General features: G+C 55.3%; 8 protein-coding genes and 1 pseudogene. 1 reads left to right on the top strand and 8 read right to left on the bottom strand.

Annotated features, from left to right (window positions below):
- Positions 1-7 precede the first annotated feature (7 nt).
- From pglX to TX24_RS25925, 5 genes are all read right to left on the bottom strand, one after another.
- Entirely contained in the window at positions 8-3,709 is a 3,702-nt protein-coding gene (gene pglX / locus TX24_RS25945) for a BREX-1 system adenine-specific DNA-methyltransferase PglX (RefSeq protein WP_057711679.1), read from the bottom strand.
- An 85-nt stretch (positions 3,710-3,794) separates the two neighbouring features.
- On the bottom strand, positions 3,795-7,463 hold the full coding sequence (gene brxC / locus TX24_RS25940) for a BREX system P-loop protein BrxC (protein ID WP_057711677.1): 3,669 nt from the start codon (positions 7,461-7,463) through the stop codon (positions 3,795-3,797).
- 18 nt (positions 7,464-7,481) lie between these two features.
- Positions 7,482-8,057: a DUF1788 domain-containing protein gene (locus tag TX24_RS25935; protein WP_057711675.1), complete on the bottom strand. Its 576-nt coding sequence runs from the start codon at positions 8,055-8,057 to the stop codon at positions 7,482-7,484.
- Between the two features lie 25 nt (positions 8,058-8,082).
- Positions 8,083-8,691 carry a DUF1819 family protein gene (locus TX24_RS25930; RefSeq protein ID WP_057711674.1) on the bottom strand — a complete coding sequence of 203 codons (609 nt, stop codon included), beginning with the start codon at positions 8,689-8,691 and terminating at the stop codon, positions 8,083-8,085.
- 2 nt (positions 8,692-8,693) lie between these two features.
- Positions 8,694-9,563: a helix-turn-helix transcriptional regulator gene (locus TX24_RS25925; RefSeq protein ID WP_057711672.1), complete on the bottom strand. Its 870-nt coding sequence runs from the start codon at positions 9,561-9,563 to the stop codon at positions 8,694-8,696.
- 292 nt (positions 9,564-9,855) lie between these two features.
- Between TX24_RS25925 and TX24_RS31395 the strand changes: the two are divergent.
- Positions 9,856-10,224 (top strand): annotated as a pseudogene (locus TX24_RS31395) (helix-turn-helix domain-containing protein); the annotation flags it as partial.
- Here the strand turns inward: TX24_RS31395 and TX24_RS25920 are convergent.
- From TX24_RS25920 to TX24_RS25910, 3 genes are all read right to left on the bottom strand, one after another.
- Positions 10,175-11,149, bottom strand: coding sequence for an Hsp70 family protein (locus tag TX24_RS25920; RefSeq protein WP_420865855.1), 975 nt, complete (start codon positions 11,147-11,149; stop codon positions 10,175-10,177). The pseudogene TX24_RS31395 and the gene TX24_RS25920 overlap by 50 nt on opposite strands.
- A gap of 674 nt (positions 11,150-11,823) precedes the next feature.
- The gene (locus tag TX24_RS25915; RefSeq protein WP_057711668.1) at positions 11,824-12,834 is read right to left on the bottom strand and encodes a helix-turn-helix transcriptional regulator; all 1,011 of its coding nucleotides are present in this window, start codon (positions 12,832-12,834) and stop codon (positions 11,824-11,826) included.
- A 170-nt stretch (positions 12,835-13,004) separates the two neighbouring features.
- Positions 13,005-14,942 carry an AAA family ATPase gene (locus TX24_RS25910; protein ID WP_338059765.1) on the bottom strand — a complete coding sequence of 646 codons (1,938 nt, stop codon included), beginning with the start codon at positions 14,940-14,942 and terminating at the stop codon, positions 13,005-13,007.
- Between the last annotated feature and the right edge of the window lie 237 nt (positions 14,943-15,179).

Below are 15,179 nucleotides of genomic sequence, written 5' to 3'. Positions count from 1 at the left end.
CGGATGGTCAGTCGCCCTTGTCGCCCGTTACAGCCTTAACCTCGGCCAACAAATCTCCAAACTTCCCGTAGTTCACCTTCACCCCGTCATCCAGATCCAGGCTGATACGTTGGTCGGCGTGGTGGCGGAGTTTTTCGTCGAAGGTGGCGAGTTCGGCTTGTTGGTTGTGTAGGGTGGCGAGTTGTTTCTCCAACGCCTTTTTCTCGGCGGTGCTGGTACTGGCTTCGATATCCTGTTCGAGTTTGTTGGCGTATGTGTTGAGCTTGGCGGTGAGCGGAATGACGTACTCGGTACGCATGCGTGCCAGTGTGCCTTCGTTGTAGCGGTGAAGGTAGACCAGGCACTCGAAGGCTTTATGCTTTCCTGAACTGAACAGCCAGTAAATAGGGCGCTTTTTGTACGTCTTGAGGTGGTCCTTGAAGAACTGTGTGCTGAGGTAGCGGCGGATAGTGTCCAGCGCCGACTCGCCGCGCTTGTGCTTGATGGCGTGCAGGCACAGGCTTTCGGCAACGAAGTCGAGGTTTTCCTGCAGATGCTCGTCGCCCCAGACTGTGCGGACAAATTCGCGGAAACAGTTGGTGGCGTCGTCGGCGAACCATTCCTGATCGGTCAGCGGCAGGATGCCGTCGCTGTCGGCGGGGAAGGTTTTGTAGGCACCTTCTGCGACTAGTTCGGCAAAGCCTTGGTTACCTGCATGGGCGTAGACCAACCCTTCACGGTCAAGGGAGTATCGGCCCATGATGCAACCGATACCGTAAAAAACAAGCTCCGATGTAATATCGGACATTTGTATTGGTGCTTTGTCGTGATCTTCTTCGGAAACTCCGTACCGATACTTTGGATTATTCAATAAAGTTACTTCATCTGTGCAGGCTGTACTGTCTTCAATGCATAGAGAATTATACGCTTTTGCAAGCTCCGAATTTATCGAGGCTTCAACATTTGCAGCGTCAAGAACTTTATCCCTCCAGTCACTAGCGTGCTCTGCTATAGATGTACGGATCTTTTTCTGTCCGTCGTGGCGAGCGACTTTGACAATTGGATTTAACTTGAAGTCCCAAGAAAATTCAAAAGAGTCCCAGTCCAGTTTGGATAGATCGATAAGGTGATTAACTTTTTCACGTAGTTCGCCCCACACTCTATCCTGATTAAGAACTGGAATTGAAACTACGCTGCCTGAGTTGAAGTCGAGCGTAGGGCACAGAATTTTAAGATACCTAGATGCCACCTTGCTATTGAGTAGTGCAACTGAAAACAAAAGATTCTCTTTGCTTTCTGAAAAAACAGGGGCGCCCTTCTGATCATACAAGAAGCCAGGTGGTGTGTATCTTATTGAGAAGCTGCTTGAGCTAATGCTGGAGTATGTGGCCCCCGGCTTGAATATAAAATCCAAGTTGAAGTTGGTTGCCGCGACTCGATCATCTGTATGGTGTCTCTTGTTTTGTAGAAGATAGCCATCGTTCTCCCAATTTACTACGAATTGGTTATTTCCATACCACTTCTTGAACTCTCCGCCCTTTGTATAAGGGAACCATTTCTTTCCAGACGCCTTGCTTGCCTCTCTAGTCGGCAATTCAAGTCCAACTCTTGAAAAAGAAACCTCACTCCAATTGCGTATGTATGATTCATTATCAGCAGTCACCATGCCCTTTCGCATTATCACCTTTTTGCCAAGAGACTCACCCAGCACAAATGTCTCAAGTACAGAGGGTGACTCCCAATACGCAATTGGACTACTTGGGATTTTCTTGAAGTCATCTGGTTTGGCCATATAAAACCAGCCGCAATCGCGATTCCGAATCGCTTCCAAAGTTTTTGGGCCCTGGTTTATCGCGCCCCGAAATTCTGACAGGCGGATGTAGCTTCCCTTGTAGTCTTGAATATACCCCTTGTTAAGCGTAAAGGTACAAATTGGGACAGTAGCGCCGTCAAACCCTGAATACTCCAACTGAACTAAAGTTGAAATTACTTCTTCGTCAATGAGGCGTGCCCGCAGCGTTTCATAGCTTGAAATGAACATCCAGACAAACGGGGTCATAAAACCAAGCTGACCATGCGGCTTGGCAAGGTCGATATTGCGAATAATGAATGCGGAGAACAGATCCTTCTCAAAGCCGCCGAAATTATCCTTCAGGAATTTTTTCACGGTTGGCGTCTGGTACTTGCTACCCATATACGGAGGATTCGCCACCACTGCGTCGAACCGCTGGGCCAATACCCAAGCCTGCTGCACATAGGGGATTATCTGATGCGCCGCCGGCTTCTGCATCACATCGCCGTCCTTGGCCAGATGCCGCAGTTGCTCCAGCAGCTCGCCCAACGGTTTGGCATCTTCGGTCGGTACTTCGATCAGCGAGCCGAAGGTCTTGGCCTGAGTAAAGCGCGCCAAGGTAGCTTTTAACAACAGGTAGCGATTGTCGGCTTGGGCGGCGCTGAGGTCGCTCTGCTGGCTGTCAAACAGGGTCCGCGACTGACCACGCTGCCAGTCGCTGTTCAGGTTGAGAGCCTTCCAAAGGTTGGGGAAGTCGAGCTGGCTGCTTTCCTGCAGGGACAGCACATTTAGTTTTACCTCGCGGTCGAAGATTCGGCGGTCGTCCTCACGGGCGAGCATCATCAGGGTAAATCCGGCGAGCTGGCCTGCACGATCGTCGATGTCCAGGCCAAACAGGTTGTGCTCTAGGATCAGCTGCGGAATGTCACGGCTGCGTTGGCCGCGCTCGGTGTAGATCTCCTTGAGCACCCTGTAGGCCTCGACCAGAATGTGGCCAGAGCCGCAAGCGGGATCAAGCACCTTGATACTCAGCGGGTCGATGCTTTCCGGGGTCATAGCTGTCAGCTGAGCCTGTACCTCTGGCGTCTGCTCGGCTGGCTCTATGTAGTAGGACATCTTGGCCTTGAGCGGTGAGTCTGGATAGGTCTGCAGCCACTGGCGACCCAAGGAGTTCTGCACCATGTACTGGACGATCCAGTTGGGGGTGAACAACTGAGTGGCGGCGGGGATGTCCTCACTCTTCACCACTTTGCCGATGACCTGATCCTTCTTCTCGGAGATGTAGAACTGGTAGAGCCAGCCGATGATCTCCACGTCATGCCAGTCTTCTTCGGGAATGGCGCTGACCAGCTCGCGAATCAGCGAGTCGGTCTTGGTAAGGTTGTCGGGCAGCAGTAGCTCTGTGGCGTCGTCGACCGCCTCGAAGAGGAACGGCATGGCCTGGTGCAGGGCGTGACACTGGGCAAGCAGCAGCTCGCGGTACAGTTCTTCATCCTTGGTGCCATCGAGTTTCAGTTCGGCAATGCGCTGTGGGTCGAGGCCTTCCAGCTCGATATCCAGGCAGTCGTCGAGGATCTGGAAACTGCCCGGCTGCTCCGGGTGGCTGAGCACGCGGCGGCCGTGGTCGAGGTAGCCCTTGAGCTCCATGAAGCGGATGGCGCACAGGCGGTTGAACCAGCTATAGGCGGCCTGCTCCATGGCTTGGGCAAAGCCCATTTGTTCGACCTTTTTCACCAACGCGGCGCGAGGGCGGATGATGCTGGCCGGGAAAGGCCGATCGCCGATCAGGGCCAGATCGCCTTTCTGCTCCAGCGGTTCGATGCCCATGCTGGGGATGCTGGATTCGCGGATGCCAAACAGCGCTGCGCGTTTGGTCATTGCGGCAATGAAGGCGGTGCGTGCCTTGGGGGCGTAGCGTTTGATGTTATTGGTGTTCATATGGGCTTTCCCTAATTTTCTTGAGCTGACATTGACGCTTTGCTGCGGCCTGGCGGTTGCCTCATCTCCTACAGGTTGCGCTGGGTCAGCGAATACGAATGCGTTTGTCTTGCTTAATCGCACTTTCCAGCTCGACCTTGAGGGCGTCAATAAAGCGGTCGATATCGCTCTGGCTTTCTAGATACAAGCCGTTCCCTAGTTTGTTGAACACACTGGTCGCTGCCACCTCGACCACCGGTTTGGGCGGCGTTACAGGTTTGGAGGTTGGCACCAGGGCAGGCGCTCGGTCCTCCTTGACGCCGTTAGCTGTGTTGGCTGCCTGTGCGGCCTTGGTCTGCTCTTCCTGAAGCTTCTGCAGGCGCTCAACCTCGGCCTGAATGGCGCGCTCCAGATCGAACACGCCGTCGTTCAGGCGCTCGTCAGCGGTCTGGGTTTGCAGCATGTAGATGTTGGCGATGCTGGTTTCGGTCTCTAGGTCCGCCTTGACCAGTTGCAGGGGGCGCAGTAAGCGGTTACTCAGCTCGGCGGTTTCGATACCGCTCTTGGCAATCTCGGATTGCAATTGGGCGATTTTCTCGTCGACACGGGCCAGGGCATGTTGACGCTTTTCAGCCAGGATGGCGGCGTTAATGGTTTCTACTGTTTCAACCAGTGTGGCGACCTGGTGCAGCTGACCGTAGGGCGTGGTGTTCTGCTCAATGGCTTTCAACTCGGCCAGCGCTTTGCGGGCTTTCTCGTCTTTATCCAGCGCTGGTCTGTTCTTGTCGAAACGACGCAAGGCCAGCTGCAGTTGCTGCCAGGTATGCAACTGGTTGGTGAAGAACTCGTGTAGATCCCGGTAGTCCTCTTCCAGATCCAGCAAGTCATCCTTGTTGTCGACCACGGCCTTGAAAAAGTCGACGCTATCAGTGTTGCTTAGCAGGCGCTGCAGGCTGAGTAAGGCCTGTTCTATGGACTCTTTACCAGGGAAGCGCCCGGCGCTAACCGTTGCTTTGTATTTTTCCAGGTTGGTTCGCCAGCTGCCGAAGTGCACGCAGTAGTAATCGAACAACTCCTTTTCCCCTGCTGGGCCAAGGGCGTTGAACAACTCCTGGGTCAGGTTGCGTACTTGCTTGAGCAGTCCTTCGTCGGTCTGGCGCTTCTTCTGCACCGAAATTTCACGACGCTTACGGCTGTTGGTGAGGTACTCGAAGGCCTCCGACAGCAGCATGCTGGGGCCCGCGGCGTGGAATGAAATACGGCTGGAAGCGGCCAGACGTCCGAGGATTAGCAGGATCTCTCCGTCCGGCCAGCCGTAGGGGCGCTTACTGAAACGCTCAATGATGTCTGCGACCAGTAAGCGTTCGTTACCGGAGGCGCGCAGTGAGATGAACTGTTCAACTTCCCTGATGGCTTGCGGATTGCCTTCGTCACCATCGAGGGTCAGGCCGAGTTGGCCGATGTCGTTGGTGTGCAGAATGGCGTGGAGTTCACGCTCGGGCTCCTGCTGTAATACTCGCAGGTAGCTCAGTTTGGTGAAGGTATTTTCAAGGAGGTACTGGCACGCCTCGTCGAACTTGCTGACGATATTGTTGCTGTTGAACTTCAGGTGCTGCCCCTGCGCATAGACTTCTGCGCGCTCGGCCAGCTCTTCCAGCAGCAAGCGCAGGCGCTTTTTACGCTCCTGGTTCTCGCGGCCGCGTTCGGCGAGGATCTTGCTCAGCTCAGGCTGGCTACCGTCGTCGTTGAGGCGGACGAACTTGTTAGTCTTCAGCCAGGTGCGCAGCTCGGTGAAGAAATCCTTGCTGTCGGGCAATTTGAACAGTGCCATTCCGGCAGGAGCTTCGTTGCTTTTATTGATGCAGCCGGCTTCACCATAAAGGGCGTAGTCGAGATCCAGTGGCGAGATGACTTCGACACGGAGGTCGTGCTCGTAACGGCCCTCGAGGCTGTGGCCGTCGAGGTAGCGACCGATGCTGTAGTCGGTCTTGTTCACGCTGTAGCGGAACTTGTTCTTGTCCTTGAAGAGGTCTTTGTAGATCAGGTCCGAGAGTGCCTTGTTCTCTTCTGAGCCGGCGATCTCTGTGGCCTTGATCTTGCGGGTGATGTCGCGCTCCTCGTTGGTTAGGAAGACAAACTCATCACCGTTGCGGGTGATTAGGCTTTCCTTTTCAAGGCGCTGGAGGGTTTCTTCGATGCGGCGACGTAGCGCTAGTTTGTCTTCGTCGACCTGTTCGATGGAGAGGGTAACGAGGTTGTCGAGGGTGCCCTTGATCAGGTCAACATAGCGGATCATGAACAGGGTGCGCAGAATTTGTACATCGAAGGCGTCGAGGATGCTGTTCTCGCCCGCCTGGTCGATGGTGCGCTTGACGGCTGTGTCGAGGAAGCCTTCGACGGCGCGGTAGAAGCTGTGCATGGGAATCAACGCGCCGAGCGGTTTATCCGCAATGGCCATGGCCGCCATCTGGAAGGCATCGAGCATGGAGCGCTCGCCGTAGGCCAGGTGTGCCCCGGTGGCACCGACCTTGCGGATTTCCTCGAAGACCTTTTGCACCAGTTGGAAGTGGTACGGGGCAAAGGGGTAGTTGCTGATGAAGCTTTCCGGACCATCGAAGTTCTTTAGGGTCGGGCCGGAACGGTCGAAGGTGATCTGGTTGCGTAGGATGTCGCCTTTCTGTTCCCAGAGGGCGCGCAGCTCGGTTTCAGCTTCCGGTGTTTTGCGCAGCAGGCGCTTTTGGATGACTTCGTCAGTATTGGAGCTGGACAGCGAAAGCCTTTTGAAGCGCGCGGCAATTTTCGAGAAGTCGTTGGCCTTGGAGGCGGAAAACTCGCCCAGTATGGCATCCATATCGGCTTGGGAGGTGACGATGATCCAGGCGCGGCCTTTGCAGATCGTGCCGAGATTTTCGGTGATGGTCTGCAGGGTCAGCATCAACTTGGTGTCGCTGCCGATGAACTGGCCGACTTCGTCCACCAGGAATAGCATGCGGTGTTTAGCTGGCTGGGTGTCGAGGTACTCACGCACCCAGTTGCAGAAGTTCTCGACTGAGACGCTGAACGTTTGTTCGGAGTCTTCGAACCATTTGTGCGCAGCCTCAGCAGACAGATCGAGGGCTGCGGCTACCGATTGCTCAATGTCATCCTGGTAGAACTGATAGCCATCACGCTCCTCAGTCCAGTCCATCCTGGTGGAGTCATTAAAGGCTTGCTTGAATCGCTCATAGACGCCGCGCTGGGCCAGATGACGCTCCATGTGGGCGATGTGGGGATGGTCGCCACTGAAACCTTGATGCTCGTTGAACACCCGTAGGAAGACATTGAGGATCGGGTTGCCAGCATCGTTGGAGCTGGCTTTGCTGTCGATGTTAAACAAGATGACATCGGCACTGTTGGCAACGGCCTTGTCGATGTCGGCACGGATGGTGGCATCACGCAGTTTGCTCGCATCAAAGAAGGAAACAGCCTTGCGGGCGTTGCCCTGGTCGTCGCGCGCTTCGATGTTGGCCAGCAGGTATGACAAGGTCTTGAGGAAGTGCGACTTACCCGAGCCGAAGAAACCGCTGATCCATACGCCCACGCGGTTGGCGATGGAGGGATCGTTCAAGTCAGTACTGTAGGACTCGAAGAAGCTGCGGAAGTGTTTTTCCAGCTCGTTGGTGACAACGTACTCATCCAGCTCTTGGTGCACGGTTGCGTCGTCGGACTGATCCGCCTTAACCACGCCGTTGATCGGGCGATCGAGTTCCTTGAAGAAAATATCTTTAATGCTCACGGCAATCGTCCTTATTTATCAGGGAACCAGCTTGAAGGCGCGGTAGTAGTTGTTGCTGGGAATGCGGTCGAACAAGGCGAGTGACTGCCCTGAGTAATGACCGGGGTAAAAAAGAATCAGAGGCTTGTGGCCAAGCAGCGCGTGTAGCTTGTTGAGAAGGTTGTGGGCGCGAAGAACCGGCCAAACTGAGCCAACGCCACTGATTAGCACCACGTCGTGTTGATCGGCGTCGCTGTGTTCCATTAGGAAGGGCGCGAATTTGTCCATATGCAGCGGTCCGGACAACGCCTTGAGCAACGCGAGGTCACCTTTGGTTTGCTGCATCTGAATGGCTTTTTCAGTGAAGCTGCGTTGATCCAGATATTCGCGCATAGCCTGCAGCAAATTGATATGAGCCACTTTGAGCTGGCTATGCTTCTTGGCGAGGAACCCCTGTAGAAAACTGAGGTATTCGCGCACCTGCAGCTCATCCTCGGGGGCGTAGTCGAAGATCCAGAAACCGAGCTCATTGCCCAATCCTTGGCTCCTCAAGAACTCTTCGGTGAGGATCTTGTCTGGGATCTGGTTTAGCCGATCCTGCAGTTGCTGATTCATGCGAACACTCCTTATTCCACGCCTACTATCCGGTGGCATTGGATACTTCCAAACAGGCTTTTATGCGATTGCGGTAGCTGTCATCCAGCAATACGCGGACCTCTGACCGAATCATCAGGTTTTGTAGTTTCATGTTGCGGGTGCTTTTCAACAGGCCGACCTCGGTCAGCATGCGATAGACGACCTGCGCCATCTTCTTGCGACTGGACTCCGTCCAGGTGGTGATGGCCGAATCTCGATGGCTGCGTTCATCCAGAAACTCATTCCAGTGGTAGGATTCGAGCACGCCGGCGCGGGTGACGAAAGCGTCTTTGAGGACGGTCTCGATGAATTCGACGAGGAGCAGGTTGCGCTCCAAGGCCGAGCAGAACACCACTTGGGTAGCGAGTTCATCATCTCCATCTCGAATTGCCCGCCAGAAAGGGGCATCCAATCGCTCCAGCCGCTTGCGGATGGCTTGAGCCACACGCTTGGCCGAAGCTGGTGCGCGTTTCTGCAGCCGGTTCTGTTGCTGTATGACTTCATGCCATTGCTCAAGGCTAGCGTCCTGCAGCAGCAGGTCTGCAACGATGCGTGATTCACGCACCTGCAACGAGCCGCCGATTAAGTCGGAGTCGTAATGGAAGCTATGCATGCCTATTTCCCATCACTGCTAAAGAGGAAGAGAGTTAGCTTGGCGCGATCAGTTGGAAGCAATTGCAATGGATGCTCGCGTACTCGCTCGGCTTCTTCTGAGGTGATGGCGGCCTGATATCGTTGAAGGGAGTAGTGGGCAAGTGCTGTACGAACTGTCAGTTGTAGGCGGCCTTCTGGCATACCGAAATCGCGCTCAACTAAAGACTTTTGGGCATCGCTGAGTAGTTCATTAGGGATTAGTGTCAGGTTGACTTGGTCGTGCCAGCTACTGTCTGTACTCGATAGAGGAGCCTGGGCGTCGCACGATTTTGGCGTGCGATAGATACGTGAGAGTAAAAAATCGCGGAAGGCCTGGCGCTTATGGCACCAAGCGCGAACGTGCCAGCGGAAACCCGTATAAACGAGAGTGTGAGGTGAAATCACACGTTCATGAATTTGCGGGTTGGACATGGAGGCGTAGAGTATTTTCAGGCTGCCGGCATTGCGGCAGGCTCTGATTAACTCGCGAACCACTTCAGGGCGGGCTGCACGGTCTGGAAGTTGGACAGTAGTAACGCTGGGGTGAGCTTCCAAAATCTCAGACACGGGCTGATCAGATTGATCGCAGATGAGTGCCATGTACTCATTGATGTGCCCAGCGCTCAGTACGGGCTGAAAGCCAGCCGTCGGGACATAGCCTTTAACTGCAGGGCTGTGAATTAGCGAGCCTGGATTGAATTCGCTGTTATAGCGATTGATGTCGGAAGAAGCCTGCTGGCGGCTGATGCCAAACCATGTCATCAACTGAGTGGTGACCAGGCGACCCTCCCAATAGCTGATTAGCTCTATCGCGCGTAGCCTGAGGAGGGCTTCGTGTTTGGGGAGCGGCATTGGCATTCCTGAATGTGAGCTGGTCCAGATGATGCCTGATATGAGGCATCAGTGTAAATTTATTTACTGTAAAGTTTTTTGCGTTTTGAGTGATTTCGCGTGGATTGCTGATAGCGTCGGCGCCCGGTGCGTGAAAAATTGTTGCCGCTGACCGAAAACTGACCCGAAAGACCTCCCCGTATCCCCATCCACAACCCTAACCACCTGGTTTCTACGGAGTGACTCTTGGCCTTCGCCCAACGTCGGGTCAGGATTTTCAATTCACTTTTTTCGCGCTGCTTGGCTTCCACCGATGACCGAAGCCGTCGCGGCAGGGAGCAGGAAAATCAGGGCTTGTCATGAGATCGGTCTGTCGCTCAGAACCTTGCAGCGCTGGACCGAGGCAGAGGTCGTTCAAGCCGATGCCCGCACTACAAGCGTGCGGCCAACGCCGCGTAATGCGCTGAGCGAGGTCGAGCGACAGGCGATTGTGACGCTGTGCAACAGCCCTGAGTATGCCCATCTGCCGCCGAGCCAGATCGTGCCGCGGTTGGCCGATCAAGAACGTTATCTGGCGTCGGAGGCGACGTTTTATCGCGTCTTGCGTGCGGCAATGGGGGATTTCAGGCAGGTTAGGGATACCGAACATCCTGGGTCAACGATGCGTACACCGACAATCCATCGACGACTCCCAGGGACGCTTCACTGGGGACTATGTCGCATCGGGGGAAGGCTTGCTTTACCGCTTCAATCACGTAGGGCGCTCGGGACATGCCGCCAGTCAAGAACAGCACCGGGGTATATTCCTGAATCTCCTTGCTGACTTGCGCAAGAAGTTGCTCAAAAGAGCGCATGAAACTCTCGGCTCCCGATGCCAAGTGGGTATCGGTCGCTTGCGCTACTAAGCTCGGCTCGATGTAACTCAGTGAACGTTCGCTACGCGCAGTTTTGCTCAGCTCGATCTTCAGCTTCTCCACGTCACGGTTCAGGCGCACGGGTATGCCTGGCTTCTGCAACTCCGCCAATCGGGAAGCGTAAGGCAGTGGAGTATGAATGAAGCGACGGTCCCGGAAGGACTTCTGACGATTAAGGTCACTTACTGACGCGGCATCCATAAACACCGGTGCCAACAACTCGGGGCATACCCCCTTGCCGAACAACGGCATCACAGAGCGAAGCGAGAGACCAAGGTCAACATCGGTGCCGCCCTTGGGTTCACCCCAAGTGCTCAGAATATGAGGCTGCGTATCCTCTGTGCCGACTTCAGCTAATGCGATGTCGGTGGTCCCACCGCCGATATCGACGATCAACGCGTGGTGAGCCGTGGCCGAACTAGTGTGGTAACCCACAGCGGCCGCGGAAGGCTCATGCAGAAAATCGACTTTTTCGAAGCCGGCAGCAAGGGCGGCTTCGGTCAGTATGGCAATGGCCTGCAACCCTCCATCTGGACCTATCGAGCTGCGAAATTTTACCGGCCTGCCCAGGGTCGCCTGCGTTACCTCTTGCCCAAGTTGCAAGCTGGCTTGTTCGCGGATGTGCTTGAGGATGCGTGTCACGATCCCTGTGATGTAGCCGCGCTGGACCCGCTCCAGGCGAAAGCCCAGCATCGATTTTGGCGACTGCACTAACCGACCAGATTCGTAGATGAACAGGGCATCAATGGCTTCCTCGCCAAAGATTGCGGTATCAAGATGAATGTCAGCCTCTTTGGCCTTCGCGATCTCATCGCTAAGCCAGTGACGCTTGATCGCATTGACGGCAGACTCACGAAGGTCCTGATCGCGGCTCAGGAACGGCTTCGCGATCATGGCGCGGCGTTCTGCTTTTTCCTCTTCGGACATTGGTGTTTTGTTGCGAGCTGCAGCTCGCGCGCGCATCTCTATCGCTGCGATATCCTTGTTGTATTCGGCAAGTCGCTTGGCATAAGACGCTTTGGCAGAGCGAATACCATCGCTGATTTCTTGCTCGTGGAGCGACGTGAGTTCGAACCCCGAAATATCGACTGCACGGTCGGGAAAGAATACCGACGTCCTGAATTGCGGCTGCCCATCGAACATGACGTGTTCGATGCGGCCGTTGCGAAAAGCTGCGGCGCTGGAGTAGCTGGTGCCGAAATCAATGCCGATCTTCATGTGCGGTTCCTACCTTGGAGGAGCAATACGTCAGGAATCTATAGAAAAATTAAGAGGTTGTCAGAGATCTAGTGGCAAAAAGGTTGCCCGTTAGCTGGGTGTTCAGTGGTAAGCGTCCACGAGCGACCAACAAACCTCCTTTCGTGTGGTTACTCATACCCAGCCGCAGCACTCCTCAGCTTCTCTGCGATCTGTTCACGCAGGTTCTGCGGTTTCTCAACAACCAGCGCATCGCCCAGCGACAAGATCCACCACTGCAGCTGCCAGCTATCGCTGATCGTTGCCGTGACGCGATAGCCATTGCCATTGCCAATATCGGTTAGAGCCATATCAACACTCAGCGGGGTTTCCCGCAGCAGGCGGGCCTGTTTTTCGCTTAGCCAGGCCTGAAAGGAGATTTTCTCAGTCCTACCGAATTGCAGCGCGTCGGTACTCAAGTAGGCCTGTAGATTGAAATCCTTTAGCCCCTGTGTTGCGGTGGGCATGATGGTCAGTTCGCGGAATCTGTGTACCGCGTACTGGCGGACGTCGGTGTAGGAATGAGCAGTGCCAATCAGGTAAGTGATCAGGCCGCGTTGCACCAGGGCCAGAGGGTTGAGTGTCAACTGGCTGAGTTTGTCGGTGTGCGCGGAGTAGTACTGGCAATGCAGCTGCTTTTCCTCCAGCAAAGCCTGTTGCAACGTCTCCAGGATATCTTCGGGAATATCCGGCGCCTGCAGGTTCAAGTCCGGGCGCACGCTGGCCACTTTATCCAGCCAGCGGGCGGCATGATTCTCCTCGCCCAGGGTCTTGAGTTTTTGTCGTGCGTGGCTGAAGCGCTGCTCCAGCACCTTTAGCATGCTTTTGGGTAGAAGGGGGCGGATCGCGTCTTCGACTAAAGCCAGACTCAAGGCCTCGGTCAGCGTAATGCCCTGTAGCTCGACGCTGACGCCGGATTTCCAGTGCCAACCGTAAGGCGCGCTTGCGTCGTTACATTGCAGGGGAAACATCAACGACAAATCAATCAAATCACGTTCAATCGTGCGCTTGCTGATTGTGTAACCTGCCGACTGTAGGCGCGTGGTGATTTCGGAGGTGGTAATGCCAGGTGATTTCGAGGGCAACTGACGAAGCAATTCCCACTGACGATTGACGGTGGAATGGGCTTTGGCGGAGGGCAAGACAGGAATCCTTGTGTAGTGCTTAAGCCCAGCATGGCGGCAAGGGCGTTATATGGCAATAAGCCAGTCAACGCCCGCGGCGAAGTCGGCGCTGTTAATGGACGAAGCCGATGGGTCGCTGTTGCCCGGCAGTCTTGAGGCGAGTTTCGGCAATCAATGCACTGGCCAGCTCATTTGCGGTCGCGAAGGACTTGAAGCGCGCGCGTCTGGCCACCGAATAGTTGTTGCACCTGCGGCTGGCCCAGGTAGCCAAAGTGAATCTTCATATCGAAACGGCGCAGCGACGCTTCATCCAGATCGCGGATCAGGTTGGTTGAGGCAATGAACAGGCCGCGATAGCTCTCCATTTGGGTAAGCATTTCATTGACAGCTGTCACCTCCCAGCTTTGTCTGGCCTTGCGCCGATCCTGCAGAAAGCTGTCAACTTCATCGAGGAGCAACACCGCGCCATCCTGGCTGGCCTTTTCAAAGGCTTTGGCCAGATTCTGTTCAGTCTGACCTACATATGGTGCAACCAGGTCCGATACACGTTGCACAATCAATGGCTTGCCCAGCTCCTGCGCCAGCCAGCAGCCGAAGGCTGTCTTGCCCGTGCCGGGCGGACCATAAAAACACAAGCGTGCTTCAGCGTGCTTACGCAGACCTTCGACTAGTCCATCGAGCGACACATCGGTGTTGATCAAATCGGGTGAATAGAAACTCGGCAGCCGCTGGCCATGTGCGGCTTCCAGTTTGTCAAAACCCTGGGCTTTGAGTGTGCTGTCGACCAGGCACTCGACTGTCGCATCGAGTGCTTTGCCCGCGCGGGGATTAAGGCTACGGGCGATACGCACCGCGCGGGTGACCACTGCCGGTGTCGCATGCTCGTGATCGACCAGTTTCTCTACGAGGTCGGTGCCCAGTTTGTTGGCGCTGCAATCCCTGACGATTTGCTCGCGCTGCGCCCTAGGCGGGTTGGGTAGCTCAATGACCAGATCGAAGCGACGGATATGTGCGGCGTCCAGTGATTCGACGCTGTTGCTCAACCAGAAGCAGGGCAGGGTGTTTTCCTCTAGCATCCGATTAATCCAGCCTTTTTGTGCCTTGCTTCGAGCACCGATACCCATGGGCATGGGGCTATCGAAGATGTCTTCGATTTCGTCCAGGACTAGCAGCGACTTGTGCGAGTGCAAGACACTCATGGCCGAGCGCAATGCGCACAGGCGCTGGCTAGCGCTGACCGGATCACCGTCGCTGTCGGAACAGGCGATTTCATACAGGTCGGTATTTAGCGTCTTGGCAAGCAGGCGGCTGAGTTGCGTCTTGCCCGTCCCTGGCGGGCCGTAGAGCAGAATGTTCACCCCAGTACGGCCTTCAGCCAGAGCCTTGCCCAGGTAGGCTTGGGCGATATCAACGTGCTGACGCAGGTGTTCGTAGTTGTCGAGCTGCAGAGTGCCCGGAGGGCTGAGCCTAAACGCATACTTGAAGAGCTCGATGGGCTCTTCCTGATTGAAACGCATCAATCCAGGCAAATCAGAATTACCCACGCACAATCGGCTGCTCAGGGTGGTGACTGCGGAGGACATGGTATTGACCTCAAGCAAACCCGCCCGGACCAGTCGACCGTCGTTGCTCAGGTAATGCGTCAATTGCAGTTGCGGAATTTCCAGCAGGGCACTGAGAGCAGCGAGCATGCGGTTGAAGCCGAGCATGCCCAGTAGGTCGGCAGCGTTATTGAGCGTCGGATCGGTTTGCATCAGGACACAAAAACCGAGAATCCGCAGCTCTGCCGCATCCAGGCCCAGCAACTCTCCCAGCGCCTCGAGATTATCCTCCAGCAGGTCGGGGTAATCGCAGTCGGTAACCATCTCATCGAACAGCTTGCGCTCGCCCTTCAAGCGCAGGAGTGCCTGGCGCGGATGGAAATCCTCTTCATCGATCAGCGCTTGCAGACCAAGCTCGATGGCCAGTTCGTCATCGTTGAAGCCATGGCGTTGGATAAGATTCCGATGCCCGCCCAGGTCGAGCATCATCATGAACGACCACTTGAGCGTCAGGGCGCAGGTGTCCGCGTTATGTGGGCCGGAACTACGTACTTTACTGCGGTTCAGCGAACGCGGGATGGGCACGGCGACTACTCCTGATACTGACGAGACACGATCATGAGCCAGGGGTGCGTCGTAATGTGTCGCGGTCTGGGTCCCAGCAGCGGCAGATTTGCGAGGAGTGCGGTGCTAAAGGACGTGCAGGCTGATCGTCCGCGACTCATTCCGTCGTGGTAGGCAGCCATTCTGTTGTTTGTTGAATGATTGCTGCTAATGGCTAATGGCTAATTGCCCTGCGCTAGAGCCTGCTACATGCTGGCG

It is taken from the genome of Pseudomonas lactis (assembly GCF_001439845.1).
Lineage (GTDB): Bacteria > Pseudomonadota > Gammaproteobacteria > Pseudomonadales > Pseudomonadaceae > Aquipseudomonas > Aquipseudomonas lactis.
The sequence above is the reverse complement of the archived record's forward strand: the minus strand, read 5'-3'. Positions and strand labels throughout refer to the sequence as shown.